Raw genomic sequence first — 24,524 nt, forward strand, 5'->3', positions numbered from 1 at the left:
GAGAACCTGTTCACCCGGTGTATGCTGTGGACCACAACGGTCCCGGCCCACACCCCTGGAGGGTCGGGGCCGTTGCTGCGTCCAGGGGCCCGCGACGCCCCGTCAGACCTGGCGCCCGCCCTGCGGCCAGTAGCCCTTGCGCAGGTCGCGCTTGAGGATCTTGCCGGAGGGATTGCGCGGCAGGGCCTCGACGACGTCGACCGACTTCGGCGCCTTGTAGTGGGCGAGCCGCTCGCGGGCGTAGTCGATGAGCTCCTGCGGGTCGATCTGGTGCTCGGGCCGGAACGCGACGACGGCCTTGACCGACTCGCCCCACGTGTCGTCCGGGACGCCGATCACGGCGGTCTCCAGCACCGCCGGGTGCTCCGCCAGCACGCGCTCGACCTCGGGGGAGTACACGTTCTCGCCGCCGGTGATGATCATGTCCTTCACCCGGTCCTCGATGAAGACGAAGCCGCCGTCGTCGACGCGGCCGACGTCGCCGGAGCGCAGCCAGCCGCCGTCCTGGAGGAGCTCGGCGGTGGCGTCGGGGCGCCCGAGGTACCCGACGGTGCTCTGCTCGGTCCGCCACCAGAGCTCGCCGGCCTGGCCGGGCTCGACGTCGCGCAGGGTGGCGACGTCGACGACGCGCAGCTCCACCCCGGGGATGGGCCGGCCAGCCGAGACGAGCCGCTCGGGGTGGGCCTCGTCGCGGTGCGCGGCGTCGTCGAGGATCGTCACGACGCCACCCATCTCGGTCATGCCGTACACCTGCATGAACCGGGTCGTGGGCCAGTGCTCGAGCGCGCCGCGCAGGACCGGCAGGGGCATCGGCGCCGCACCGTAGGAGAAGACCTTGAGCCGGCTGAACAGCTGCATCGCCTGCGGGCCGGCCTGCAGCAGACCCGCCACGACGGCCGGCACGAGGAACGCGTGGGTCACGCCGGCCGCCATCGCGCCGGCGAGGAGCGTCGGGTCGACCTCGCGGATGATGTACCCGTGCGTGCCGGTGGCCGGACCGAACAGGGCGTAGGACGAGCCGCCGACGTGGAACATCGGCATCGCGACGAGCATCGTGTCGTCGGGCCCGTACTCCACGTCGCCCTTCGCGTGGCGCGTGTGCTCGACCATGTTGTGCTGCGTGAGCATCACGCCCTTCGGGCGCCCCGTGGTGCCCGAGCTGTACATGACCAGGCAGACGTCCGACGGCTCCACGCCCGGCTGCCGGTCGACCGGCTCGGCCGACGCGAGGAACGCGTCGAGCTCGTCGTGCTCGCCGCCCACCACCACGACCCGCTCGACCCCCACGAGCCGGTCGCGGATCAGGTCGATCGTGGGGGCGAGCTCGTGTCCGACGAAGAGGATGCGCGCCCCGGCGTCGTTGATGACGTAGTCGAGCTCGTCGCCGGCGAGCCGCCAGTTGACGATCGCGTTGGCCGACCCGAGCAGGCACGACGCCTGCGTCGCCATGAGGATCGCCGGGTTGTTCTTGTCGAGGAACGCGATCCGGTCGCCCCGGGTGATGCCCTCGGCCTGCAGGGCGCCGGCGAGGCGTCGCACGTCGTCCCAGGCCTGCGACCACGTCCACGTGCGGTCGAGGTAGGTCCAGCACCGACCGTCGGGCTCGTGCTCGGCCCGGTGCTGGTGGAAGTCGGACAGGTACGTGGCGTCGGGCAGGTCGGGCACGGGCGCTCCTCTGTGGCGTGGGTCACGCCAGCCTAGAGGGCCCCCGGTCACCGGGGAAGAGGGTCGAGCGCGGCTCAGGCCTGCTCGACGGCCTCGGCGAGGCGTTCGAGCGTCCGCTCCATGTTGCGCTTGGTGGTGCGCGGCAGGTTCCCGCGACGCAGGAAGATCCGCTGCCGGTCGCGGCTGATGTCCCACGTCTCGCGGACGATGGTGCTGGCGCCCTGGTCGACGAGCTCGTAGCGCCAGGTGCGTCCGCCGATGATCCCGAACAGGCCGGTGGTGCGCCAGGCGATGCGGCGGTTCGGCTCGAACTCCACGACCTCGTTCTTGGTCGTGTAGGGCAGGCCCATCTTCATCGACATGCCGAACGTCGAGCCCATCGAGAGCGGCTCGCTCCGGGACTTCGTGCCCTGCACGGTGCCCGACCCGTCGATCAGCTGGTGCCGTCCCGCGTCGGCGAGGATCGCGAAGATCCGGTCGGAGGGCGCGGCGATCAGCCGCTCGGCGGTGACCTGGTCGGACGTCATGCGTCCATCGTCGCCGAGGTGTCCGGTCGCCGCACGACGAGGCGCGGCAAGTCAGCCGAGCACGAACGCCAGCCAGAACCCGAGCGCGGTGGACAGCCCGATCCACCAGCCGCCGTCGCGGTAGGCCTCCGGCAGCAGCGTGTCGGCGAGGACGGCCAGGGTCGCACCGCCGGCGACCGCCTGGGCGACGGCGATCGCCGCGGGGGAGACGACGTCGCTGCCGGCGTGTGCGGCGACCGTGACGAGGGTCAGCAGGACGCCGACGCCGGCCCACAGCAGCAGCCCGCGACGCGGACCGAGAGCGGGGTCCTCGCGCAGGGAGGCGGCGCTGGCGATCGCCTCGGGGGTGTTGCCGACGGCGATCGCGACCAGCAGTGCGAGTCCGCCCTCCTGCAGCGACACCCCGAGCGCGGTGTTCTCCGGCACCCCGTCGAGGAACGCGCCCAGGAGCAGACCGAGCCCGACCGCCGACGTCCCGAGCCGGGTGTCGAGCAGGTGGCTGAGCACGACGTACGCCGCCGCGCCCCCGATGAGACCGAGACCCGCGAGACCGGCCCCCACCTCCGTGAACGCCGGCCCGAACAGCTCCTCCGACGCCGCCGCGATCATCGTGCCCGCCCCGAACGCCATCAGCGCCGCGAGCACCGGCTTCGGGATCCGCCACCGCAGACCCACGGCCGCGCCCCCCACGAGCGGCACGGCCGTCGCGGCACCGTAGAGAGCAGCGGTGAGCATCCCTCCACGCTAGGCCGGTGGGGGCGGGGGCGCCTCCTGGCGGGTGCGTGGGTTGGCTTGGGCTGGGTGGTGCGGGGTCGTGGTGTTGCTGGTGCGCTGCCGCCGGGGGTCTCGCCCTGCTGCTGCGTTGCCTGCGGTCGTCGTGACCTTGCTGGTGCGCTGCCTCGGCCTGCGCTGGGTCTGGTCTCCGAGAGGGCCTCGACCGGCAGCGGGCCTGGGGGTGGTCTCGGGTCTCGGGGTCTGGTCTGGGCTCTCGGGTGACGCACGATTCTTCTTTTCTGCGTTCTGGGGCCACCGCTCTACGTTGGCGCGGCCTATCGGTGGATCTGCAACCGCAGGAGCCCTTGTGCGGTTGCAGATCCACCGATGGCGGGCGGGGCGCGGTAGGGATTCTCCCTTCGCGTGGAACGGTCCACGAGAAGGGAGAATCTCGCGTCACCCCAACGCAAAGGGCAGCCACGATTCTTCATTCACGCGTGCGAGGTCGAACGCTTCTGCGTTCACGACGGGATCCCGTCGCCAACGCAGAAGCCTTGGCCTCCAGCGCATGAACGCAGCATCGTGCGTCCCCCAGCACCAACCCACAGCCCGAGACCCCGGACCAGCGCGCCCGCCAGCCGCCCGGTCGAGGCCCTTTCGGAGACCAGACCGAGCGAAGGCGGAGGCAGCGCGGCAGCGGGACGAGACCGACCGCAGGCTTCGCGCGAGCAGGATCACGGCCCCGCCCCCAGCGCACCACCAGCCCCCGCCGCCCACGTCACGCCCAGGGCGGTCCCGGGGGCGCTGGCGGGCCCCTACACTGGTGCAGTGGCACGCGGAGACGGTCGGCTGACGCACGACATCGATCCTCAGGACGTCGGACCCCAGGACGCCTGTGGCGTGTTCGGGGTGTGGGCTCCCGGTGAGGAGGTCGCGAAGCTCAGCTACTTCGGTCTCTACGCCCTGCAGCACCGGGGCCAGGAGTCGGCGGGCATCGCGGTGAGCAACGGCAAGCAGATCCTCGTCTACAAGGACATGGGCCTGGTCTCCCAGGTCTTCGACGAGTCGACGCTGGAGTCGCTGGTGGGCTCGGTCGCGATCGGGCACTCCCGCTACAGCACCACGGGTGCGAGCGTGTGGCAGAACGCCCAGCCGACGTTCCGGCCCACGGCGCAGGGATCCGTCGCCCTCGCGCACAACGGCAACCTGACCAACACCGCCGACCTCGTCACGATGCTGCAGGAGCGGACGGCCGAGAACGGTCCCGGCCGGCGCGGCAAGGGCGAGACCGCCACCACCGACACGTCGGTCATGGCGAGCCTGCTGGCCGCCTACCCCGACCGGTCGGTGGAGGAGGCCGCGATCGAGGTGCTGCCGAAGCTGCGGGGCGCCTTCTCGCTCGTGTTCATGGACGAGCACACCCTCTACGCCGCGCGCGACCCGCAGGGCATCCGCCCGCTCGTGCTCGGCCGCCTGGAGCGTGGGTGGGTCGTCGCCAGCGAGACCGCCGCGCTCGACATCGTCGGCGCCTCCTTCATCCGCGAGATCGAGCCGGGCGAGTTCATCGCCATCGACGAGAACGGGCTGCGCACCGAGCGGTTCTCGCCGGCCGAGCCGAAGGGCTGCATCTTCGAGTACGTCTACCTCGCCCGCCCCGACACCACCATCTCCGACCAGCGCGTCTTCACGGTGCGGGCGGAGATCGGCCGACGTCTGGCGCGCGAGCACCCGGTCGACGCCGACCTCGTCATCCCCGTGCCGGAGTCGGGCACGCCGGCCGCCATCGGCTACGCCGAGGAGAGCGGGATCCCGTTCGGGCACGGCCTGGTCAAGAACTCCTACGTGGGGCGCACGTTCATCCAGCCCTCCCAGACCATCCGGCAGCTCGGCATCCGGCTCAAGCTCAACCCGCTGCGCGACGTCATCGCCGGCAAGCGCCTCGTGGTCGTCGACGACTCGATCGTGCGCGGCAACACGCAGCGCGCGCTCGTGCGGATGCTGCGCGAGTCGGGTGCCGCGGAGGTGCACGTGCGCATCTCGAGCCCGCCGGTCAAGTGGCCGTGCTTCTACGGCATCGACTTCGCCTCGCGCGCCGAGCTCATCGCCAACGGCATCAGCGTGGAGGAGATCTGCCGCTCGATCGACGCCGACTCCCTCGCCTACGTCGAGCTCGACCAGCTCGTCGAGGCCACGAACGTGCCCAAGGAGAAGCTCTGCCGCGCCTGCTTCGACGGCATCTACCCGGTCCCGCTGCCCGAGGACGACCTGATCGGCAAGCACCTGCTCGAGACCGACGCGAAGCCTCTGAAGGTGACCCAGTGACCAGCACGCAGCAGCCGAGCGCCTACGCCGCCTCCGGCGTGTCCATCGAGGCCGGCGACCGCGCCGTCGAGCTCATGAAGGAGTGGGTCGAGAAGGCCCGCCGTCCCGAGGTCGTCGGTGGCATCGGCGGGTTCGCGGGCCTGTTCGACGCCAGCGCGCTGAAGGACTACCGCCGTCCCCTGCTGGCGACGTCGGCCGACGGCGTGGGCACGAAGGTGCAGATCGCCCAGCGCATGGACGTGCACGACACCATCGGGTACGACCTCGTCGGCATGCTCGTCGACGACCTCGTCGTCTGCGGTGCCGAGCCGCTGTTCATGACCGACTACATCGCGTGCGGGAAGGTCGTCCCCGAGCGCATCGCGGCGGTCGTCAAGGGCATCGCGCAGGCGTGCGCGGAGGCCGGGACCGCGCTGCTGGGCGGCGAGACCGCCGAGCACCCCGGGCTGCTGCACCCCGACGAGTACGACGTGGCCGGCTCCACGACCGGCGTCGTCGAGGCCGACGCGCTGATCGGCGCCGAGCTGGTCCGTCCCGGCGACGTCGTCGTGGCCATGGCCTCCTCGGGTCTGCACTCCAACGGCTACTCCCTCGCACGGCACGTGTTCTTCGGGCAGGCGCAGTGGTCGCTCGACCGTCACGTGCCCGAGCTCGGCGCGACCCTCGGCGAGGCGCTCCTGACGCCCACCCGCCTGTACACGCTGCCCTGCCTCGACCTCGTCCGTCGCACCCGGACGCACGCGATGTCGCACGTCACCGGCGGCGGACTCGCGGCCAACCTCGAGCGGGTCGTCCCCGACACCGTGTCCGTGCGGGTCGACCGCGGCACCTGGACGCGCCCCGCGATCTTCGACCTCGTGTCCGACCTCGGCGAGGTCTCCCAGCACGACCTGGAGGAGGCGCTGAACATCGGCGTCGGCATGGTCGCCCTCGTCGATCCCGACGACGCCGACGCGGCCGTGCGGCTGCTGGGCGAGCACGGCGTCGAGGCGTGGGTCGCGGGAGAGGTGGCCGAGGCCGGCGTGCACGGCCCCGGCGGGACGGTCACGCTGGAGAACCGACACGCGTGACTCGTGGCCCCGCTGCCAGCGCGTTCGAGATTGTTCGGTAGGGTAGGCACCACGACATACTGACGATTTCTCTGCGAGGGGGTCGGACCCATGGGGCGCGGCCGTGCAAAGGCAAAGCAGACCAAGGTCGCACGCGACCTGAAGTACCGGACCTTCGATCCGGACTTCGACGATCTGCAACAGGAACTCCACCAGGACTCGGGTGACCCGATCCCGGACCAGTACGCCGATCTCGCGAGGAAGTACGGGGACGAAGCGGCCAGCTGAGGCCTGTCCCCCCGGTCGTCCGTCAGGGCGGCTGTTCGCGTGCGTCCGCACCTGTGCGGGCGTGGTCGACGTGACCGTGCGCCGTCGGACGTCCTGACGTCCGTCCGCGGGCGGTCGATGACGTGACGAGCCGGTCCGGACGTCGGTCCGGACCGGCTCGCACGTGCGTGGGACCGCCACGCTGTCAGCGTGCCCGCCGAGGGGCTCGGGCGACCGCGCTCGGCCACCAGAAACGTCGTCCGCACCAGGCCACGAGAGCGGGCGTGACGACTCCGCGCACGAGGACGGTGTCGAGGAGCACGCCGAAGCCGACGACGACTCCCAGCTGCGCGAGCAGCACCAGCGGGAGCACACCGAGCACCGCGAAGACGGCGGCGAGCAGGATGCCGGCACTCGTGATCACGCCGCCCGTCACCCCGAGGGCCGTCACGACCGACGAGGTGGCGTCGCCGCTCGCTCGCATCTCCTCCCGTGCCCGCGCGGTGAGGAAGATGTTGTAGTCCACCCCGAGCGCCACCAGGAAGATGAACGCCAGCAGCGGGGTGCTCACGTCCATCGCCGACCAGCCGAGGACGTGGTCGAACACGAGCCAGCCCACGCCGAGCGCCGACACGTACGACAGCACCGTCGTCGCGACCAGCAGCACGGCAGCCACGACGGAGCGCAGCAGGAGCAGCAGCATGCCGAGCACGACGACGAGGACCACGGGCACGACCACCGTCCGGTCGCGTTGCGCCGTCGTCGCCTCGTCGAGGGCCTGCGCGTCCTGACCCCCGACCAGGGCGTCGGGGTCGACCTCCTGCACGGCGGCGCGGAGCCGCTCGACCGTGCCGAGGGCGGCGTCGCTGCCCGGCGGGTCGGACAGCACGACGCTCACCGGCGCCACGGTCGCACTCGGGCGACCGACGTCGGCGGACTGCACGTCCGGGACGTCCGCGGCTGCACGCGCGACCTGCTCGGCGAGCCGCGGGCTCGTGACGACGGTGGTCGGGGAGGAGGCGCCCGCAGGGAACGCCGACGCGAGCGTCTGCTGGGCGGTGATCGACTCCGGCGTGTCGAGGAACTGCTCGTCCTGACCCAGCCCGGTGCGCAGGCCGAGCGTCCCGAGGGCCATGAGCGCGAGCACCACCAGGCCGCCCACGGTCACGAGCGCGGGGCGGCGGGTGACGCGAAGACCGACGCGGCGCCACAGGCCGCGCTCGGTGGGGTCGGAGTCGCCGACGCGAGGCACGAACGGCCAGAAGAGCCACCGTCCGGGGATCGACATGGCCGCCGGGAGCACCACGAGGGCGAACAGGACGGCGACGACGATCCCGGCTGCCCCGGCGAGCCCGATCCGGTTGACGAAGGGGGCGTCGGCGAGCAGCAGGGCGAGGAGGCCGAGCACGACGGTGCCGGAGCTGGAGAGGATGGCCGGGCCTGCGGCACCGACGGCCTGGCGCATCGCCTCGCGACGGTCCTCGTGGCGGCGCAGCTCCTCGCGGTAGCGGGCGATGAGCAGCAGCGCGTAGTTGGTGCCGGCCCCGAACACGAGGACGGACGTGATGCCGGTGGTGGAGCCGTCGATCGGCAGCTGGGCCCAGTGGGAGATCGCCTCCACGACCTTCGCGGCCACGCGGTCACCGAGCCCGACGACGGCGAGGGGGACGAGCCAGAGCAGCGGGCTACGGTAGGTGACGACGAGCAGCAGGGCCACGACGGCGGCGGTGACGAGCAGGAGCCGGACGTCGGCGCCCTCGAAGACGGCACCGAGGTCGGCCTGGATGGCGGGCGCGCCGGTCACCTCGGCGGTCAGCCCGCTGGGCAGCGCGTCCGTGACGTCGGCGCGCAAGGTCTCGATGCGCTCCGCGTTGGCCTCGTTGCCGACGTCGCCGGGCAGGGGGATGGTGAGGAGGGCGACGGTGCCGTCCACGGACGGCACCGGGCCGGACACCTCGGCCTCGAGGGCGCTGCCGAGGGTGGAGCCAAGCCGGCCGAGCGCGCCCAGCTGCTCGGCGTCGAGGGCCTGGCCGTCGTCGCGCGAGACCACCACGACGGCGGGTGCGTCGTCGCCACCGGGCAGCGTGGCCAGCCGGTCTTGCGCGAGCGCTGACTCGGCGTCCGCGGGCAGGTTGGCAGACGCCTCGGTGCTCTCCGTGGCCCCAGGAGCCAGAATGAGGACGGTGCCGGCGAGCACCAGGCCGAGCACCAGGACGGCGACGGAACGCCCTCCGCCCACGAGTCGAGCGAGGGAGAAAGTTTGATGATCGAAAGTTTCCACGGTGGAAGGGTAGGATGTGCCGCATGAGCGCGCAACACGGCCCCCTCGACGGCGATCGCGCCGACGTCGTGCGCCGGCTGCGCGACCTCTCCGAGCGGTCCACGCGCTACGCGGAGCGCGCCGGCGCGGCCCACGGCCTGCACCGTTCCGACCTCACGGCGCTCTCGGTCCTGGCCCGCGCGCACGAGGAGGGGCGCTCCCCGCTGACCCCCGGCGTGCTGGCCCGCGCGCTCGCGCTCAGCCCGTCGGCCACCACCACGCTGCTCGACCGACTCGAGCGCTCCGGGCACGTCGAGCGCTCCCACGACGAGGTCGACCGTCGGCGGGTGAGCCTGGCCATGACCCGTGCGGCGGGCGAGGCGGCCCGCTCGATGTTCGGACCCATGGCCGCGGCGATGGACGCGGCCATGGACGAGTTCGACGACGAGCAGCTCGACGTCGTGCGGCGGTTCCTGGACGTGATGATCGACGTCATCGACGCCCAGGAGCCGCGTGCCCAGGACCCCTGAGCGACGGCACGAGTCAGCGGGGCAGGTGGATCTGCCCGAGTCGGCCGACGTCGCGCATGCGCTGCTCGGCCTGGCGGTCCGCCGCCTCGGCCGTGGTGGTGCTCTCCGTAGCCGCCCGCTCCAGCACCGCGAGCGTCGTGTCGAAGATGCCGGTGGCGCGCGCCTGGGCCCGCTCGAAGCTGAAGCCCTGCGGGTCGAGCTCGTCGGCCACCTGGATGACGCCACCGGCGTTGACGCAGTAGTCGGGGGCGTAGGTGATGCCGCGCTCGGTGAGCAGCTTCGCGGTGCCCTCGTGGGCGAGCTGGTTGTTCGCGCCGCCGCACACGACCTTGGCGCTCAGCACGTCGACGACGTCGTCGCCCAGCGCGCGGCCGAGCGCACAGGGGGCGTAGACGTCGAGCTGCTCGCGCACGAGCTCGTCGGTGGACCCGACGACCCGCACCTGCGGGAATCGGGCGGTCAGGCGCCCCAGCGCCTCGGTGTCGACGTCGGTGACGACGACCTGGGCGTCCTCCTCCACGAGGTGCTCGACGAGGTGCCTGCCGACCTTGCCCACGCCCGCGACGCCGACCGTGCGCCCGGCGAGCGACGCGTCGCCCCACACGTGCTGGGCGCTGGCGCGCATGCCCTGGTAGACCCCGAACGCGGTCAGGACCGACGAGTCGCCGGCGCCTCCGTGCTCGACGGTGCGACCGGTCACGTACGACGTCTCGCGCGCGATGACGTCCATGTCGGGGCTGAAGGTGCCGACGTCGCACGCGGTGAAGTAGCGACCGTTCAGCGACTCGACCATGCGCCCGTAGGCGCGCAGGAGGGCCTCGGTCTTCTGGGTGCGCGGGTCGCCGATGATCACGGCCTTGCCGCCGCCGAGGTCCAGGCCGGCGAGGGCGTTCTTGTACGCCATGCCCTGGCTGAGGGCCAGCACGTCGGCGAGGGCGTCGGCCTCGCTCGCGTACGGGTGGAACCGCGTGCCGCCGAGGCCGGGGCCGAGGGCGGTGGAGTACAGGCCGATGATGGCGCGCAGTCCGGACGCCTCGTCGTGGCAGAACACGACCTGTTCGTGCGGGTGGCTGAAGACGGGATCGGGCATGGGTGGCTCCTTGCAGAGGGCGTCGGTACGGGTGGCCGGCGCGCGGACGGTCGACCTCGGGGGTGGTGAGGTCTGCCGAGGATGCTACTCCCGCCGCTAGGCTGCGCGCAGGTTCCTGGGCGGTCCGGAACCGGTCAGGAGACGCGATGACGCCCCCGTACGTCGAGGCCCGCTCGATCCTCGTCGGAGGGGTGGTGCTGCTGGTCACGGGCGCGACGATCCCCCTGGTGCTGCAGCTCCTCGTCCCCGACGGCTTCTCGGGAGGTCGCGGCGCCTCGCTCGTGCTCTCGTGCGTGACGGTCGCCTCGACCGTGCTCGTCGCGCTCGGTGCCGCTGTGGTCGGCGCCGGGCTGGTGCTGCGCGCCCTCGAGCAGGCCGGTGTGGTCGGGCCGGGCGCCCGACGCTCCGACGATCGCTGACCGCGCGGCTCAGGCCTCGCGCGAGCGTCGCGCGAGTCGACGGTCCATGCGGCGGATGCCGGGCGTGACCACCTTGGTGAGCACGCCGGGGAGCACCGACATGCCGGCCTGCGACACGGCGCCGCCGAGGCTGGTGACCCGGGTGGGTCGGTCGAGCGCCGCGCGGACGAGCCAGCCGCCCGCCCTCTCCGGGCTCATCATCGGCATCGCCGCGTAGATCGCGGTCGCGCCGGACATCGGCGTGCGCACCATCGGGAAGTGCACCACCGTCGTCGTGACGCCGTCGTGTCCGTGCTCAGCGAGCAGCGACCGGGCGAACGACTCGAGCGCGGCCTTGCTGCCGAGGTACGCCGAGAAGAGCGGGATCGGCAGCTGCGTCGACATCGTCGAGGAGAACACGACGTGACCGCGGGAGCCGTCGACCCGCTCCTGCTCGAGCAGGCGGGGCAGCAGCGCGAGCGTCAGCCGCACGGCGCCCAGGTAGTTGACCGCCATCGTCCGCTCGTAGTCGTGCAGCCGGTCGACGGACTCGCGGATCGGGCGCCGGATGGAGCGGGCGGCGTTGTTGACGAGCACGTCGATGCGCGGGTGCTCGGCGAGCAGCACGTCGACGACGGACCGGACGTCGGCGTCGTCGGTGAGGTCCACCGGGTGCACGTGCGCCGTGCCGCCGGCCTCGCGGACCCGCTGGGCGACGGCGGCGAGCTCGTCGGCGCGGCGGGCGAGCAGGCAGACCGTCCAGCCGCGACGTCCCAGCTGCACGGCCGCCTCGGCGCCGATGCCGCTGGAGGAGCCGGTGAGCACCGCGACGCCCGGTCGGGTCGTCATCGCGTCGCCCCGGCGGCGTCGGTGAACAGGGCGGCGACGAGACGCGTGACCCGCTCGACCATGTCGGCCGCGCTCTGCTCGGGGTGGGCGACCCACCAGTCCATGAGCGAGTCGACGATGCCGAGCCAGGTGGCGGTCATGGCGGAGACGTCGAGGGCGTCGCGCACGCCGGCCAGGGCGAGCAGCTCGCTGACCCCCTCGTGGGCGAGGGCGTGGATGCGGTCGGTGTGCGCCGCGACGACGGTGGCCACCTCGGCCGTGGACGGTGCGCTGCGGTCGTGCAGCAGGCGCCAGACGTGCCGCTGGTCCTCGAGCACGCCGAACATGCCCTCGAGCGTCCGCACGCCGCGCTCGAGGCCGACGACGTCGCCACGCGCCACGCGCTCGATCTCGTCGCCGAGCAGCGCGCCGGCGCGGTCGAGGCAGGCGGCGTACAGCCCCTCCTTCGACCCGAAGTAGGCGTAGACGAGCGGCTTGGAGATGCCTGCGGCGCGGGCGACGTCGGCGACGTTCGTGCCGACGAAGCCGTGGGTGCCGAAGGCGACCGAGGCGACGGCGAGGATCTGGCGCTCGCGGTCGGCGCGGGGGACCCCCTTGGTGCCGGCGTTGGGTCGAGCGGCCATGGCCCGGACTCTATCCGGGTCTGGCGCGCGGGTATGAACCGGTGGTAACTTACCCGCAAGTCATATACCTGGAGGCGCTGTGCACGACCTGCTCGACCCGCTCAAGAACCCGGTCACCTACGCCGCCCCGTTCTTCGTGCTCGCGATCCTCGTGGAGCTGGCGGCCCTGCGCTGGCTCGACCACGACGACAGCACCAGCGGCTACGCCCTGAAGGACGCCCGCACCTCGATCTCGATGGGGGTGCTGTCGCTGGTGTTCCTGACGGCGTTCAAGGTGGTGACGTTCTTCGGCTTCGTCGCCGTGTACGCCTACGTGGCGCCCTTCCACCTCCCGGCGGACACCTGGTGGTACTGGGTGCTCGTCGTCCTCGGCGTCGACCTCGGCTACTACTGGCACCATCGGTTCAGCCACCGGGTGCGCATCGCGTGGGCGGGGCACCAGGCCCATCACTCGAGCGAGTTCATGAACTTCGGCACCGCGTTGCGCCAGAAGTGGAACCCGTGGTTCGAGTTCTTCTTCTGGCTGCCGCTCCCGCTGCTCGGCTTCGCGCCCTGGACGCTCTACGTCGCCTTCGGGTTCAACCTCGTCTACCAGTTCTTCGTCCACACCGAGCTGGTCGGGAGGCTGCCCCGACCGGTCGAGTACGTCATGAACACGCCGTCGCACCACCGCGTGCACCACGGCAGCGACCCCGAGTACCTCGACAAGAACTACGGCGGCATCCTCATCGTCTGGGACCGCCTGTTCGGGTCGTTCGCGCCGGAGCTGCAGCGTCCCCGGTACGGGCTGACGAAGCAGGTCGACACCTACAACCTGCTCCGCCTGCAGTACGGCGACTACGTCGAGATCGTCCGCGACGTCCGCTCGAGCCCGCGGCTGCGCGACAAGCTCGGCTACCTGTTCGGCCCGCCGGGGTGGACGCCCGCCGACCGGACCGCGCCGGCCGACACGGTGCTGCCGCGCCGGTGACGCCGGTGCTGGTCAGAGAGTGCGCGAGATCCCGCCGTCGACGGGGAGCATGACGCCGGTGAGGTAGCCGGCGGCGGGGGAGAGCAGGAACGCGGCCGCGCGTCCGAACTCCTCGGGTCGGCCGTAGCGCCGCAGCGGGATGCCGGCGGCGGCGCGCTCGCGTGAGCCGTCGGGGTCGCCCGACAGGGCGTCGAGCTCGCGCACGCGCTCGGTGTCGACCCGTCCCGGGAGCAGCGCGTTGACCCGCACGTCGCGGGGTCCGAGCTCGTCGGCGAGGTCCTTGGCGGCCATGGCGAGACCGGGTCGCAGGCCGTTGGAGATCCCGAGCCCCGTGACGGGTGCCTTGGCCGACGTCGACAGCACGAGCGCGATCGATCCGCCCTGGCCGGGCTCGATCGCCTCGGCCACCGTCGTGGCGACCCGCAGGCCGCCGAGGAAGACGCTCTCGAACGCACCGCGCCACTCCTCGTCGCTGCGGCCGAGGACGGTGCCCGGGGGCGGGCCGCCGACGCTGACGAGGGCTCCGTGCACGGCACCGAACCGCTCGTGGGCGAGCGCGACGAGCGCGGCGGGGGTGGCGGTGTCGGCGTTGTCGGCCGCGAGGCCCGCGACCCCACCGGGTCCGAGGTCGCCGAGCTCCGCGACGGCAGCGTCGACGGACTTCTGCGAGCGCGACGACAGCACGACGTTCGCGCCCTCCGCGACCAGCACCTCCGCGCTCGCGCGGCCGAGGCCGCGGGAGCCTCCGGTGACGACGTACGTCCTGCCTGCCAGTCCGAGGTCCATGTCGCCAGCCTACGGGGACCAGGCCGCGGTCCGCCGGGAGCGGGCTCCTAGCCTGGAGCGATGACCTACCGCACCTACGTCGCACTCGGGGACTCGTTCACGGAGGGCGTCGGCGACCACGACCCGACGCTGCCGAACGGGGTGCGGGGCTGGGCCGACCGGGTCGCCGAGGTGCTCGCCGCGCGGGCCGAGGAGGTCGGCTCGTCGTTCGCCTACGCGAACCTGGCGATCCGCGGTCGCAAGCTCGGTGCGGTGCTCGACGAGCAGCTCGAGCCGGCGCTCGCGGCGCGGCCGGACCTCGTCACGCTCTACGCCGGCGGCAACGACATCATGCGGCCGAGGGTCGACGTCGACGCGCTCGTGGCGCGCTACGACGACGCGGTCGGCCGGCTCGTCGGCACCGGTGCGACGGTCGTGCTGTTCACCGCGTTCGACCCGGCCGGGTTCCCCATCTTCGCGGCCGGGCGTGGCCGGTTCGCGATCTACAACGAGCTCGTCCGCGAGGTGGCCGAACGGCACGGCACGCGTCTGGTCGACTTCTGGCGCATGCGTGAGTACCGCGAGCCGCGGATGTGGGACGTCGACCGCCTGCACATGTCGTCGGCGGGTCACCAGCGCATGGCGATCGCGGTGCTCGACGTGCTCGGCGTCGCGCACGACCTCGAGCCGCTCGCGCTCGGCGAGGCCGTCGTCCGCACCCCGCGTGAGCTGCGTGCCGAGAACCTGGCCTGGGCCCGCACCCACGCAGCGCCCTGGATCAAGCGCCGGCTCACCGGCACCTCGTCGGGCGACACGCTCTCCCCGCGCTACCCGCGGCCCGCGCGTTTCGGGACGTCGTCGCCGGAGTGACGCCGAGCCTCGGGCGGTGACGTTCCCCAGCGGGGCGACGGCCCTAGCCTGGGGCGATGGTGACGCGAGCTGGCGGCGGTGACGGAGGGCTGCTCGCCGGGCTGGTGCCCGCCGGGGTGGTGGCGCGCGAGCTCGTGGCGGACCTGCGCCTGCAGGGCGATGACTCGGGCCTGAGCCCCGACGAGGCCGCAGTCGTCGCTGCCGCCGTGCCGCGTCGGCGACGCCAGTTCGCCGCCGGCCGGCGACTCGCCCGCGAGGCCCTCGTCGACCTCGGGCGAGCGCCTGTGCCGATCCTCCCCGGCGAGCGAGGGGCGCCCACGTGGCCCGTCGGCGTCGTGGGGTCGGTGACGCACTGCGACGGCTACGTCGCCGCCGCGCTGGGGGAGGCGTCGCAGTGGCGCGCCCTGGGGATCGACGCGGAGCCGGCCGCCCCGCTCCCACCCACCGTGCTGGCGCGGATCGCCAGCGCCCGGGAGCGCTTCTGGCTGGCCGAGCGGTCGGCTGCGCGCCCCGAGGTCGCCTGGGACCGGCTGCTGTTCTGCATCAAGGAGGCGGTCTTCAAGACCTGGTTCCCCGTGCACGGCACCTCGCCCGGCTTCCGCGGCGCCGAGGTGCGCCTGGACGACGGCGACGGCTTCGTCGCGACGGTCACGGACGGATCGAGCGCGTCCGTCGTCCGAGCGGAGGTCGCCGGCCGCTGGGTGCAGGCGCGCGGTCTGCTGGTCTGCGCCGCCTGGTCCTGACCCCCGGTCGGGCCATGGGTCGGGCGGCCCCGGGACGCCGAGCGCGGCAGGGGGTGTACACCTGGCTACTTTTCGCTATCCTGAGAAAGCACCGCTTGTACACTTCTGCGGGATCGCGACGCCACCGCCGACGACAGGGGACTTTCATGACCACCGAGAAGACCGTCACCACCGCCACCGACAGTCCGGGGGTCAAGAGGCCCGGGCTGGCCCTGGCCGTGATCGCCGGCGCCCAGTTCATGGTCGTGCTCGACGGAACGATCATGAACATCGCGCTCTCGAGCATCCAGCAGGCGTTCGACATGAGCGGCGTGCTGCTCGCGTGGGTCGTGAACGCGTACGCGCTCGCCTTCGGCGGCTTCCTGCTGCTGGGTGGCCGGCTCGGTGACGTGCTCGGACGTGTCGCCATCTTCCGGGTCGGCCTGGTGCTCTTCGCCGGAGCCTCGCTGCTCGGTGGTCTGGCCTGGTCGCAGGAGGTCCTCATCGGTGCCCGTGTCCTGCAGGGGATGGGTGCAGCCATCGTGGCCCCCGCCGCTCTCGCGCTCATCGCCACGTCGTTCGAGGGGCAGGCGCGAGGTCGGGCGATGGGTCTGTACGGCGCGATGGCCGGGCTCGGGTCCACCGCGGGTCTGCTGTTCGGTGGCGTGCTCACGTCCTACGCGAGCTGGCGCTGGGTGCTCCTCGTGAACATCCCGATCGCCGTCGCTCTGTTCCTCGGCGCCCGCTACCTGCGGTCGGGGGAGCGCCACCGCTCCGAGCTCAACATCCCGAGCGCGGTCCTCGGCACACTCGGTGTCACCTCGCTCGTCTACGCGATCACCCGCAGCGGCGAGCACGGCTGGGGCGACCCGGCGTCGATCGCGCTCTACGCAGCGGCTGCGGTCTTCATCGGCATCTTCGTGGTCGCGCAGGACCGCGTCGCCCACCCGCTGCTCCCGCTCGCGATCCTGCGCGACCGGACCCGCGCAGGCGCCAACGTCGCGATGCTGCTGCTCGGTACCGGGATGTTCGCGACCTACTACTTCTTCACGCTCTACATGCAGCAGGTGCTGGGGTACTCCGCGATCGAGTCGGCGCTGGCCTACCTGCCCTGGGCGACGGCCATCTTCATCGGCTCCGGGGTGCTGGCGCCGCGGCTCCTGCCAAGGCTCGCGCCAGCCGCCATCGCCGGCGGCGGCCTGGTCCTCACCGCGCTCGGCATGCTCTGGCTGAGCTTCCTCGACGTCGACTCCGGCTACGCGACGGCGATCGTGGCGCCCATGGTCGTGACGGCACTCGGCCTGGGATCGACCTTCGTCCCGCTCACGATCTCGGCCATGTCCCGCGTCGACGGCCCCGACTCGGGTGCTGCGGCCGCGGTCATGAACACCGCGCAGCAGGTGGGTGGGGCCATCGGTCTCGCGACGCTCGTGGTCCTGGCCACCCAGGTCAGCACCGGGCAGCTGCCGTCCGCGGCCCAGGAGCTGCTGCGGGCCGAGTCCACGGGCGACGCGTCGTTGCTCGCCTCCGCCCGCGCAGCCCTCTCGGAGGGATTCACCACGGCGTTCCTCGCCGTCGCGGCGATCTACGTGCTCGCGGCGGTCGTGGTCGCGCTGACCGTGCGCCGCGACGCCGCGGTCGAGGCCCAGGGCCCGACGGCGTGAGTGCGGGGGCGAGGAGCGCTGACGTGCGCTCGATCATCGCCGGCGCCTGGAAGTTCGAGGTGCTCGCGGCAGCGGTCGACGTCGGCCTCTTCAAGGCCGTGGCTCGGCGGGAGGGCGGTGTCGCCTCGGTCGAGCAGCTCGCGGCGACCCTGGACCTGGACCAGCCCACGCTGGAGGACGTGGTGAGCGTGCTCGTCGACCTCGGTCTCCTGGTGGCCACGGAGGCCGGGTTGACGTGTGGTGACCAGGCGCGGAGGCTCCTCGTGGACTCGTCCTCGCCGGAGTACCTCGGCGACTACGTCGCCTTCTGCCATCGAAGCTTCAACCCGAGCTGGCGCGACCTCGCAGCCGTGCTGCGGCACGGGACGCCGCGCACGGCGGAGGTCGAGAGCCCCTACGACAGCCTCTACCGGAGCGAGGACCTCGCGGCCGCGTTCCTCGGCGGCATGGAGTCGGCGACCGGGCAGCTCGTCGAGCACCTGGTGCGGGAGGTCGACTGGAACCGCTACGAGCGCGTGGTCGACGTGGGCGGTGCCACCGGGGACGTGCTGTGGGGCATCACGAGGCGCCACCCGCACGTCGACGCCGTCGTCTTCGACCTCCCCGCGGTCGAGCCCCACTTCCAACGCCGTGCCGACGGTGCGACGGACGTGGGGTTCGTGTCGGGGGACGTGTTCGTGGACCCCCTGCCCCCCGCCGACGCGATGGTCGTCGGGCACGTGCTGCACAACTGGGACGCGGAGGCGTCGCGGCAGATCCTCGACGCGGTCCGGGTGGCACTCACCCCGGGCGGGACCGTGTACGTGTACGACCAGATGACCACCGGCAGCGGTACGCGCAGAAGACCACTCTCGAGTCTCGGCATGCGGGTCTGGACCGCCGGCGGAGCGGAGTACTCGGTCGAGCAGTGCCTCGGCTGGCTCGAGGAGGCAGGATTCGTCGACCTCGCCTGGCAGGAGGTCGACCCGACCGGTGACGTCCTCGTGAGCGCGACCAAGCCGCGCTGACCCAGACGCCACAGCAGGGGCGCTGCGCGCTCACGCCCGGGCGAGGCCGACGGTGCGCCCCGTCCAGTCCGGCTGCTCGACGGCGTCGAGCAGGGCGACGGCCAGGGCGACCCGGTCGAGCGACCGGCCGCCGAGCACCGCGCCCGTCGGGTCGGCACGGTAGGCGCGACCACCGCCGTCGAGCAGCCGCGGTGGGCGCAGCACCACGTGCTCGACACCGGAGTCCGAGACGGCCTGCTCCATCCGCAGGAGCTCCGCGTACGCACGGGCGAACACTCGTTGCACCAGGGGGTGCCCCACCCGTCGGTAGGCCTGGTTCTCACCGAGGTGGGGAGCGCCGACGGGCGCGGCGCTCGTCAGGACGACACGAGCGCCGACCCCGGCCGCAGCGTCGGCGAGCACGCCGACCGGTCGGGCCAGCTCGTGCGGGCGGGTCGTGCGGCGAGGCCCCAGGGCCGACAGCACCACGGTGGAGGCGCGCACGGCCTCCACCACCTCGGGCGCGGCCAGGTGCGGCGCCACGACGGACGTCACGCCCGGGGTGCGCCCACGCTGGGCGGCGTCCCCACGGACGACCACGAGGAGGGACAGACCCCTCTCCTGCGCCTCCTGGACGACGAGGCGGCCCGTCCTCCCACTGCCACCGAGCAGGCAGATCGTCATCACGTTCTCCGTCCGTCGTCGCGGGTCTGCGAGCGAGACCCTAGGGCCCGCCGAGCGCGCCGAGGGACCTGTACCGCGCATCTACCGCGACCCTTGCGGCCGCCCCGTGACGTACTGCGGACGTACCGCGCGACGGCGTCGTCACGGCGGCGCCGGCGCGACCAGGCTGAGGGAGTACCCCCACCACCGCCCAGCCATCGGAAGGTGCCCTTCATGTCCTCGACTCACACGACCGACGTCCTGATCGTCGGCGCCGGGCCCTGTGGACTCATGCTCGCCTGCGAGCTGGCCCTGGCGGGCGTGGAACCGATCGTCGTGGACCGGTTGACCGCACCCACCGGGCAGTCCCGCGCCCTGGGGTTCACCGTCGGCACGATCGAGATCCTGGCGATGCGCGGGATCCTCGACCGCTTCGACGGCCTGGTCCAGCAGGACGCCGTCCACTTCGCCGGCCTCCCGATCTCCGCCGAGCACCTGGGCAGCCTGCACCGCCCCGCCAACCAGTACCCGCAGTCCAGGACCGAGGCCGTGCTCGCCGCCCGCGCCACCGAGCTCGGGGTCTCGGTCCGTCGCGGGTGGGAGCTCGTCGGGCTCGAGCAGTCCGACGAGCTCGTGACCACCCGGCTGGTGTCGGACAGCGGCGAGGAGATCGAGCTGGCCGCCCGGTACGTCGTGGCCAGCGACGGCGGCTCGAGCCGGATCCGGGGCCTCGTCGGGGCGGCGCAGACGATCACCGAGCCGAGCGTCCAGATGCTCCTCGCCGACGTGCGCGGGTGCGGCCTGCCGAACGAGCCGTTCGGGGTCAAGAAGCCTCGCGGCATGGTCATGTCCGCGCCCCTGGGCGACGGGACCGAGCGCCTCATCGTGTGCGAGTACGGTGCTGGGCTCCTCCCGCAAGGAGTACCGGTCACGATGCAGCACGTCAGCGACGCCTACGAGCGGGTCACCGGTCGCAGTCTCGCCGGGGGACGCTCGGTCTGGGCGAGCTCGTTCACCGACGCGGGAGCTCTCGCCGACCGATACCTGCACGGCCGGGTCGTCCTGCTGGGCGACAGCGCCCACACCCACCTGCCAGCGGGCGGGCAGGGGATGAACGTCGGCATCCAGGACGCCGTGAACCTCGGCTTCAAGCTCGCTGCCGTCGTCCAGGGTCGAGCCGGTCCCGAGCTGCTGCAGAGCTACGAGGACGAGCGGCGACCGGTCGGCGTCGCCCTGCTGGAGAACACGGCGGCCCAGGGCCAGCTGTTCCTGCGCGGCCCGGAGGTCGACCCGCTGCGCAGCGTCCTGCGCGACCTGATCCGGCTGCCCGACGCCGCGAGGAGGCTCGGCCGGTCGGTCAGCGGACTCGACATCCGGTACGCGTGCGGTCCGTCGGACGCGCCCGACCTGGTCGGGACCCGCCTGGACCTCGGTGCGATCGCCGACGAGGACCGTGCCCGCGCGACAGAGCCCCTGACGCGGGCCCGCGCGGCGCTGCTCGTCGTCGGCGACGGGACCGCGCCCGTCGACCTCGACGACGTCGTGGCCGCCGTGGAGCCCCTCGACGTGGTGGCGGTGCACGCCGCACCGAGTCGCCATCTGCCTCGAGCAGTCCTGGTCCGTCCCGACGGTCACGTCGTCTGGGCGGAACCCCAGGATCTCGCGGAGCTCCGCCGGGCCGCCAACGCCTGGTGCGGGCTCGTCCGCACCGCCCATCCCCAAGCCGTGGAGGTCTGACATGCACAGCAATCTCATCGTGGCCCGCATGGAGCCGGGGCACCAGCAGGAGGTGGCCGAGCTGTTCGCCCGGTTCGACCGCACCGACATGCCCGAGCGCATGGGCACCCGACGACGTCAGCTCTTCGAGTTCGAGGGGCTCTACTTCCACCTGCAGGACTTCGAGGCCGAGGAGACGGACACCGCGATCGAGGCGGCGAAGAACGACCCGCGCTTCGTGCAGGTGAGCGCCGACCTCCGCCCGTTCATCGAGCCCTACAAGCCGGACTGGGCGTCGCCGAAGGACGCGATGGCCCGTCGCTTCTACACGTGGGAGCAGGGCCGATGAGCGCGCGCCAGCAGCGCCGCGTGGTCGTCACCGGGGTCGGGGTCGTGGCCCCGGGCGGTGTCGGTCGGGAGCCGTTCTGGACCCAGCTCCAGGAGGGTCGGACCGCGACACGTCGGCTCAGCAACTGCCCGCCCGAGGGCTTTCGCAGCCAGGTGGCGGCCGAGGTCGACCTGCCGGCCGACGTCGTCGCCACCCGACCTGACGGCGCCGTGCTCGACCGGGCGACCGTGTTCGCCATGGTCGCGGCCCGCGAGGCCTGGGACGACGCGGCTCCGGCGTCGCACTACGCCGCGGAGCGGCTGGGCGTGTGCCTGGGCTCCGCGGTCGGGGCCACGACGTCGCTCGAGCGGGTGTACCGCGACATGAGTCACGAGGGAGAGCTGTGGAACGTGGTGGCCGACGCCCCACCGGAGCTCTACGACTACTTCGTGCCGAGCTCGATCGCCGCGGAGGTGGCCGAGCTCGTCGGCGCCGACGGCCCCGTGAGCGTGATCTCCACCGGCTGCACCTCAGGGATCGACGCGGTCGGCCAGGCCGCCGACCTCATCCGTTCAGGCGTCCTCGACGCCGTGGTGAGCGGCGCCACCGAGGCCCCGATCTCGGAGATCACGGTGGCCTGCTTCGACAGCATCCGCGCGACGTCGACCGACAACGAGACGCCGGAGCGGGCCTCGCGCCCGTTCGACGCGACGCGGGGCGGCTTCGTGCTGGGGGAGGGGGCCGCAGTCTTCGTGCTGGAGGAGCTGACGCACGCGCTGGACCGCGGCGCCACGGTCTACGCCGAGGTGGTCGGGTACGGCAGCCGCTGCAACGCCCACCACATGACGGGCCTGCGCGCCGACGGCGCGGAGCTGGCGGAGGCGGTGACGGCGGCCCTGGACCAGGCACAGGTGACCGCACCGGAGATCGACTACGTCAACGCCCACGGCTCGGGGACCAAGCAGAACGACCTGCACGAGACGGCCGCCCTGCTGCGCAGTCTCGGCGAACGGGCGCGCGAGGTTCCCATCAGCTCGATCAAGTCGATGGTGGGGCACTCCCTGGGAGCGATCGGCTCGATCGAGATCGCCGCCTGTCTGCTCGTGCTGCGTGACGGCGTGGTGCCGCCGACCGCGAACCTCACGACCCCGGACCCGGACCTCCCGCTCGACTACGTCCCGAACACCAGCCGGGCCGTGGCCGCGCGCACCGTGCTCACCACGGGCAGCGGCTTCGGCGGGTTCCAGAGCGCCATGGTGCTGCGGACCCTGGAGGTGGCCCGATGATCCGCGAACCTGCCGCGATCACCGGGATCGGCATCGTCTCCCCGATCGGCAACGACCGCGAGGCGCACTGGATCGCCCAGCAGAAGGGTGTGCACGGCATCGCCGCGGTGGAGCGCTTCGACGCATCGAGCTACGCCTCGACCCTCGCGGGCGAGGTCCGCGACCTCGATCCCGCGCCGGCCCTCGGTGGACGGCTGATGAGCTCGACCGACTGGATGACGCAGATGTCGCTCGTGGCCGCGGCGGAGGCCGTGGCCGACTCCGGCATCGCCGAGCGGCACGATCCAGGGCGCTGCGGGGTCTTCACGGCATCCACCGCCGGGGGGTACGAGTTCGGTCAGCGTGAGCTGCAGAACCTCTGGAGCCGGGGACCGAAGTACGTGAGTGCCTACCAGTCGTACGCGTGGTTCTACGCCGTCAACACCGGCCAGATCTCGATCAGGCACGGCTTCAAGGGGCACTCGGGTGTCGTCGTCGCCGACGCCGCGGGCGCTCTCGACGCGCTGGCGAGCTCGGCGGCCCACCTCCACCACGGCAACGCCGCCATGGTCAGCGGCGCCGTCGACGGGACGCTGTGCCCGTGGGGCTGGGTGGCGCACGTCGCCGGGGGCGGGACGACGTCGGCATCGGACCCGGAGACCGCCTACCTGCCCTTCGACCCCCGTGCGTCGGGTGCGGTCGTGGGAGAGGGCGGGGCGCACCTGGTGCTCGAACGCGCCGCCGACGCGACCGGACGCGCCTACGCCCTGCTCGTGGGCCACGCGTCGGGATTCGTGCGCAGCTCCCAGGACCCGACGACCGTGCTGCGTCGCGTCGTCGAGGCAGCGCTGGCCGACGCCGACGTGCGGCCCGACCGGATCGACCTCGTGCTGGCCGACGGAGCGGGGACGGTGGCAGCCGACGCCGACGAGGCCGCCGTCCTGCGCAGCGTCTTCGGACCCCGACGCGTGCCGGTCACGGTGCCCAAGGCAGCCGTCGGTCGCCTCCAGGCCGGCGGCGCCGCGCTCGACGTGGCGGTGGCCGCCCTGGCGCTGCGCGACGGCCTGACGCCCCCCACCGTCCACAGCCAGGTCGACCCGGCACACGGCATCGACCTGGTCGCCGAGCCGAGGGCCGGGTCGCTCGACTCGGTCCTCGTCGTCGCCCGAGGTCGCGGGGGCTTCGTGTCCGCGGTCGTCCTCACCTCACCTCATCACCATCCCGAAGGAGCCTGACCATGCCCGTCATCACCCTGGACGACGTCAAGCGCGCCCTGGTCGAAGGAGCCGGCGTCGATGCCGGAGTCGACCTCGAGCGCGGGATCGCCACCCTGACCTTCGAGGAGCTCGGCTACGACTCCCTCGCAGTGCTCGAGACCGGGCTGCGGCTCGGTCGCGAGAACGGTGTCGAGATCGACGACGAGCAGCTCGCCGACATCGAGACGCCGCAGGACCTCGCCGACGCGGTGAACCTGGCGCTCGCCGAAGCGGCGGTCGCCTGATGTCCGCCGCCAAGGAGCCGGCCATCGTCACCGGGGGCACGAGCGGCATCGGGCTGGCCACGGCGCGGACCCTCGCCGAGCTCGGGCACGACGTGCTCCTGTGCGGCCGCGACCCCGATGCGGTGTCCAGGACCGTCGTCGACCTCAAGGGTCTGCCCGGAGCAGTCGAGGGCGTCGTCGCCGACGTCACCGACCCCGACCAGGTGGAGTCCTTCGTCCATACCGCCGTGAGCGCCTTCGGGCACGTCGGGGTCGTCGTCAACAACGCCGGGTTGAACGGCGGTGGCGTCACCGCGGAGCTGAGCGACGAGCTCTGGCACGCGGTCATGGCCGGCAACCTGCACAGCGTCTTCTACGTGACTCGGGCCGCGCTGCGTCTGGGTGCCGTGCCGGACGGCAGCGGTCGGATCATCAGCATCGCCTCGACCGCCGGGAAGCAGGGAGTCCTGCTCGCCGCGCCCTACTCGGCCTCGAAGCATGGCGTCGTCGGCTTCACCAAGGCGCTCGGCAAGGAGCTGGCCCCCCGTGGCATCACCGTCAACGCCGTGTGTCCCGGCTACGTGGAGACGCCGATGGCCGAACGGGTCCGGCAGGGCTACGCCGCCGCATGGCACACCAGCACCGACGAGGTCATGACGCAGTTCGAGGCCAAGATCCCGCTGGGTCGCTACTCCACCCCCGAGGAGGTGGCCGGGATGGTCGCCTACCTCGCCTCGCCCACCGCGGGCTCGGTCACGGCGCAGGCGCTCAACGTCTGCGGCGGGCTCGGAAACTTCTAGG

At 72.6% G+C, this 24,524-nt stretch carries 25 protein-coding genes; 16 read left to right on the forward strand and 9 right to left on the reverse strand.

Annotated features, from left to right (window positions below):
• Positions 1-102: 102 nt before the first annotated feature.
• From QE370_RS07955 to QE370_RS07965, 3 genes are all read right to left on the reverse strand, one after another.
• Complete coding sequence (locus QE370_RS07955) at positions 103-1,665, reverse strand: long-chain-fatty-acid--CoA ligase (RefSeq protein ID WP_309634031.1); 1,563 nt, start codon at positions 1,663-1,665, stop codon at positions 103-105.
• A 74-nt stretch (positions 1,666-1,739) separates the two neighbouring features.
• Positions 1,740-2,192: an SRPBCC family protein gene (locus QE370_RS07960; protein WP_309634032.1), complete on the reverse strand. Its 453-nt coding sequence runs from the start codon at positions 2,190-2,192 to the stop codon at positions 1,740-1,742.
• A gap of 51 nt (positions 2,193-2,243) precedes the next feature.
• Positions 2,244-2,927: a ZIP family metal transporter gene (locus QE370_RS07965; RefSeq protein WP_067854282.1), complete on the reverse strand. Its 684-nt coding sequence runs from the start codon at positions 2,925-2,927 to the stop codon at positions 2,244-2,246.
• An 807-nt stretch (positions 2,928-3,734) separates the two neighbouring features.
• Between QE370_RS07965 and purF the strand changes: the two genes are divergently transcribed.
• The 3 genes from purF to QE370_RS07980 all read left to right on the forward strand — a co-directional run bounded on the left by purF (position 3,735) and on the right by QE370_RS07980 (position 6,565).
• Complete coding sequence (gene purF / locus QE370_RS07970; protein WP_309634033.1) at positions 3,735-5,228, forward strand: amidophosphoribosyltransferase; 1,494 nt, start codon at positions 3,735-3,737, stop codon at positions 5,226-5,228.
• Positions 5,225-6,298: a phosphoribosylformylglycinamidine cyclo-ligase gene (purM, locus tag QE370_RS07975; RefSeq protein ID WP_309634034.1), complete on the forward strand. Its 1,074-nt coding sequence runs from the start codon at positions 5,225-5,227 to the stop codon at positions 6,296-6,298. The genes purF and purM overlap by 4 nt, the downstream gene beginning before the upstream one ends.
• A gap of 90 nt (positions 6,299-6,388) precedes the next feature.
• The gene (locus QE370_RS07980; protein WP_083516201.1) at positions 6,389-6,565 is read left to right on the forward strand and encodes a DUF3073 family protein; all 177 of its coding nucleotides are present in this window, start codon (positions 6,389-6,391) and stop codon (positions 6,563-6,565) included.
• A 184-nt stretch (positions 6,566-6,749) separates the two neighbouring features.
• Here the strand turns inward: QE370_RS07980 and QE370_RS07985 are convergent, their stop codons facing one another.
• Entirely contained in the window at positions 6,750-8,825 is a 2,076-nt protein-coding gene (locus QE370_RS07985) for an MMPL family transporter (RefSeq protein ID WP_309634035.1), read from the reverse strand.
• Between the two features lie 23 nt (positions 8,826-8,848).
• Here QE370_RS07985 and QE370_RS07990 point away from each other — a divergent pair, with 23 nt between their 5' ends.
• A complete protein-coding gene (locus tag QE370_RS07990; protein WP_309634036.1) occupies positions 8,849-9,334 on the forward strand; it encodes a MarR family transcriptional regulator in 486 nt (161 codons plus the stop codon).
• Positions 9,335-9,347: 13 nt separating this feature from the next.
• On the opposite strand, the gene QE370_RS07995 is transcribed toward QE370_RS07990, so the two are convergent.
• Positions 9,348-10,424: a Glu/Leu/Phe/Val dehydrogenase dimerization domain-containing protein gene (locus QE370_RS07995; protein ID WP_309634037.1), complete on the reverse strand. Its 1,077-nt coding sequence runs from the start codon at positions 10,422-10,424 to the stop codon at positions 9,348-9,350.
• 146 nt (positions 10,425-10,570) lie between these two features.
• Between QE370_RS07995 and QE370_RS08000 the strand changes: the two genes are divergently transcribed.
• Positions 10,571-10,843: a hypothetical protein gene (locus QE370_RS08000; RefSeq protein WP_309634038.1), complete on the forward strand. Its 273-nt coding sequence runs from the start codon at positions 10,571-10,573 to the stop codon at positions 10,841-10,843.
• Between the two features lie 9 nt (positions 10,844-10,852).
• On the opposite strand, the gene QE370_RS08005 is transcribed toward QE370_RS08000, so the two are convergent.
• Entirely contained in the window at positions 10,853-11,671 is an 819-nt protein-coding gene (locus QE370_RS08005) for an SDR family NAD(P)-dependent oxidoreductase (RefSeq protein WP_309634039.1), read from the reverse strand.
• Positions 11,668-12,294 carry a TetR/AcrR family transcriptional regulator gene (locus QE370_RS08010; RefSeq protein WP_309634040.1) on the reverse strand — a complete coding sequence of 209 codons (627 nt, stop codon included), beginning with the start codon at positions 12,292-12,294 and terminating at the stop codon, positions 11,668-11,670. Before QE370_RS08010 ends, QE370_RS08005 begins: the two co-directional genes overlap by 4 nt.
• 79 nt (positions 12,295-12,373) lie before the next feature.
• Here QE370_RS08010 and QE370_RS08015 point away from each other — a divergent pair, with 79 nt between their 5' ends.
• A complete protein-coding gene (locus tag QE370_RS08015; protein ID WP_309634041.1) occupies positions 12,374-13,264 on the forward strand; it encodes a sterol desaturase family protein in 891 nt (296 codons plus the stop codon).
• 12 nt (positions 13,265-13,276) lie between these two features.
• Here QE370_RS08015 and QE370_RS08020 read toward each other — a convergent pair whose 3' ends face one another.
• The gene (locus QE370_RS08020; RefSeq protein WP_309634042.1) at positions 13,277-14,050 is read right to left on the reverse strand and encodes an SDR family oxidoreductase; all 774 of its coding nucleotides are present in this window, start codon (positions 14,048-14,050) and stop codon (positions 13,277-13,279) included.
• A gap of 60 nt (positions 14,051-14,110) precedes the next feature.
• Here QE370_RS08020 and QE370_RS08025 point away from each other — a divergent pair, with 60 nt between their 5' ends.
• The 4 genes from QE370_RS08025 (at position 14,111) to QE370_RS08040 (ending at position 18,292) form a co-directional block, all read left to right on the forward strand.
• Positions 14,111-14,899, forward strand: coding sequence for an SGNH/GDSL hydrolase family protein (locus QE370_RS08025; protein WP_309634043.1), 789 nt, complete (start codon positions 14,111-14,113; stop codon positions 14,897-14,899).
• A 56-nt stretch (positions 14,900-14,955) separates the two neighbouring features.
• Entirely contained in the window at positions 14,956-15,642 is a 687-nt protein-coding gene (locus tag QE370_RS08030) for a 4'-phosphopantetheinyl transferase superfamily protein (protein ID WP_309634044.1), read from the forward strand.
• Between the two features lie 146 nt (positions 15,643-15,788).
• Complete coding sequence (locus QE370_RS08035) at positions 15,789-17,285, forward strand: MFS transporter (RefSeq protein WP_309634045.1); 1,497 nt, start codon at positions 15,789-15,791, stop codon at positions 17,283-17,285.
• 23 nt (positions 17,286-17,308) lie between these two features.
• Positions 17,309-18,292 carry a methyltransferase gene (locus QE370_RS08040; RefSeq protein WP_253022452.1) on the forward strand — a complete coding sequence of 328 codons (984 nt, stop codon included), beginning with the start codon at positions 17,309-17,311 and terminating at the stop codon, positions 18,290-18,292.
• Positions 18,293-18,322: 30 nt separating this feature from the next.
• On the opposite strand, the gene QE370_RS08045 is transcribed toward QE370_RS08040, so the two are convergent.
• Positions 18,323-18,955 (reverse strand): NAD(P)H-binding protein, encoded by a 633-nt coding sequence (locus tag QE370_RS08045; RefSeq protein WP_309634046.1) that lies wholly within the window; start codon positions 18,953-18,955, stop codon positions 18,323-18,325.
• A 213-nt stretch (positions 18,956-19,168) separates the two neighbouring features.
• Here QE370_RS08045 and QE370_RS08050 point away from each other — a divergent pair, with 213 nt between their 5' ends.
• Genes QE370_RS08050 through QE370_RS08075 form a run of 6 tightly spaced genes read left to right on the forward strand, consistent with a single transcriptional unit; the run spans position 19,169 to position 24,523 of the window.
• A complete protein-coding gene (locus tag QE370_RS08050) occupies positions 19,169-20,671 on the forward strand; it encodes an FAD-dependent monooxygenase (RefSeq protein WP_309634047.1) in 1,503 nt (500 codons plus the stop codon).
• A 1-nt stretch (position 20,672) separates the two neighbouring features.
• Positions 20,673-20,999, forward strand: coding sequence for a TcmI family type II polyketide cyclase (locus QE370_RS08055; RefSeq protein ID WP_309634048.1), 327 nt, complete (start codon positions 20,673-20,675; stop codon positions 20,997-20,999).
• Positions 20,996-22,264, forward strand: a complete 1,269-nt coding sequence (locus QE370_RS08060) for a beta-ketoacyl synthase (protein ID WP_253022448.1) — start codon at positions 20,996-20,998, stop codon at positions 22,262-22,264. Before QE370_RS08055 ends, QE370_RS08060 begins: the two co-directional genes overlap by 4 nt.
• Positions 22,261-23,478 (forward strand): beta-ketoacyl synthase N-terminal-like domain-containing protein, encoded by a 1,218-nt coding sequence (locus QE370_RS08065; protein ID WP_309634049.1) that lies wholly within the window; start codon positions 22,261-22,263, stop codon positions 23,476-23,478. Before QE370_RS08060 ends, QE370_RS08065 begins: the two co-directional genes overlap by 4 nt.
• 2 nt (positions 23,479-23,480) lie before the next feature.
• Entirely contained in the window at positions 23,481-23,744 is a 264-nt protein-coding gene (locus QE370_RS08070) for an acyl carrier protein (protein WP_309634050.1), read from the forward strand.
• A complete protein-coding gene (locus tag QE370_RS08075; protein WP_309634051.1) occupies positions 23,744-24,523 on the forward strand; it encodes an SDR family NAD(P)-dependent oxidoreductase in 780 nt (259 codons plus the stop codon). Before QE370_RS08070 ends, QE370_RS08075 begins: the two co-directional genes overlap by 1 nt.
• Position 24,524: the final 1 nt, after the last annotated feature.

Origin of the sequence: Aeromicrobium sp. SORGH_AS_0981, from assembly GCF_031453195.1 — a bacterium.
GTDB lineage: Bacteria > Actinomycetota > Actinomycetes > Propionibacteriales > Nocardioidaceae > Aeromicrobium.

Coding starts and splice junctions, on each gene's coding strand:
- QE370_RS08010 (WP_309634040.1), bottom strand. CDS start 12,294: ATGGCCGCTCGACCCAACGCCGGCACCAAGGGGGTCCCCCGCGCCGAC.
- QE370_RS08030 (WP_309634044.1), top strand. CDS start 14,956: ATGGTGACGCGAGCTGGCGGCGGTGACGGAGGGCTGCTCGCCGGGCTG.
- QE370_RS07960 (WP_309634032.1), bottom strand. CDS start 2,192: ATGACGTCCGACCAGGTCACCGCCGAGCGGCTGATCGCCGCGCCCTCC.
- QE370_RS08065 (WP_309634049.1), top strand. CDS start 22,261: ATGATCCGCGAACCTGCCGCGATCACCGGGATCGGCATCGTCTCCCCG.
- QE370_RS08000 (WP_309634038.1), top strand. CDS start 10,571: ATGACGCCCCCGTACGTCGAGGCCCGCTCGATCCTCGTCGGAGGGGTG.
- QE370_RS07980 (WP_083516201.1), top strand. CDS start 6,389: ATGGGGCGCGGCCGTGCAAAGGCAAAGCAGACCAAGGTCGCACGCGAC.
- QE370_RS08075 (WP_309634051.1), top strand. CDS start 23,744: ATGTCCGCCGCCAAGGAGCCGGCCATCGTCACCGGGGGCACGAGCGGC.
- QE370_RS08025 (WP_309634043.1), top strand. CDS start 14,111: ATGACCTACCGCACCTACGTCGCACTCGGGGACTCGTTCACGGAGGGC.
- QE370_RS08070 (WP_309634050.1), top strand. CDS start 23,481: ATGCCCGTCATCACCCTGGACGACGTCAAGCGCGCCCTGGTCGAAGGA.
- QE370_RS08005 (WP_309634039.1), bottom strand. CDS start 11,671: ATGACGACCCGACCGGGCGTCGCGGTGCTCACCGGCTCCTCCAGCGGC.
- QE370_RS08050 (WP_309634047.1), top strand. CDS start 19,169: ATGTCCTCGACTCACACGACCGACGTCCTGATCGTCGGCGCCGGGCCC.
- QE370_RS07965 (WP_067854282.1), bottom strand. CDS start 2,927: ATGCTCACCGCTGCTCTCTACGGTGCCGCGACGGCCGTGCCGCTCGTG.
- QE370_RS08045 (WP_309634046.1), bottom strand. CDS start 18,955: ATGACGATCTGCCTGCTCGGTGGCAGTGGGAGGACGGGCCGCCTCGTC.
- QE370_RS08055 (WP_309634048.1), top strand. CDS start 20,673: ATGCACAGCAATCTCATCGTGGCCCGCATGGAGCCGGGGCACCAGCAG.
- QE370_RS07995 (WP_309634037.1), bottom strand. CDS start 10,424: ATGCCCGATCCCGTCTTCAGCCACCCGCACGAACAGGTCGTGTTCTGC.
- QE370_RS08020 (WP_309634042.1), bottom strand. CDS start 14,050: ATGGACCTCGGACTGGCAGGCAGGACGTACGTCGTCACCGGAGGCTCC.
- QE370_RS08035 (WP_309634045.1), top strand. CDS start 15,789: ATGACCACCGAGAAGACCGTCACCACCGCCACCGACAGTCCGGGGGTC.
- QE370_RS08060 (WP_253022448.1), top strand. CDS start 20,996: ATGAGCGCGCGCCAGCAGCGCCGCGTGGTCGTCACCGGGGTCGGGGTC.
- QE370_RS07990 (WP_309634036.1), top strand. CDS start 8,849: ATGAGCGCGCAACACGGCCCCCTCGACGGCGATCGCGCCGACGTCGTG.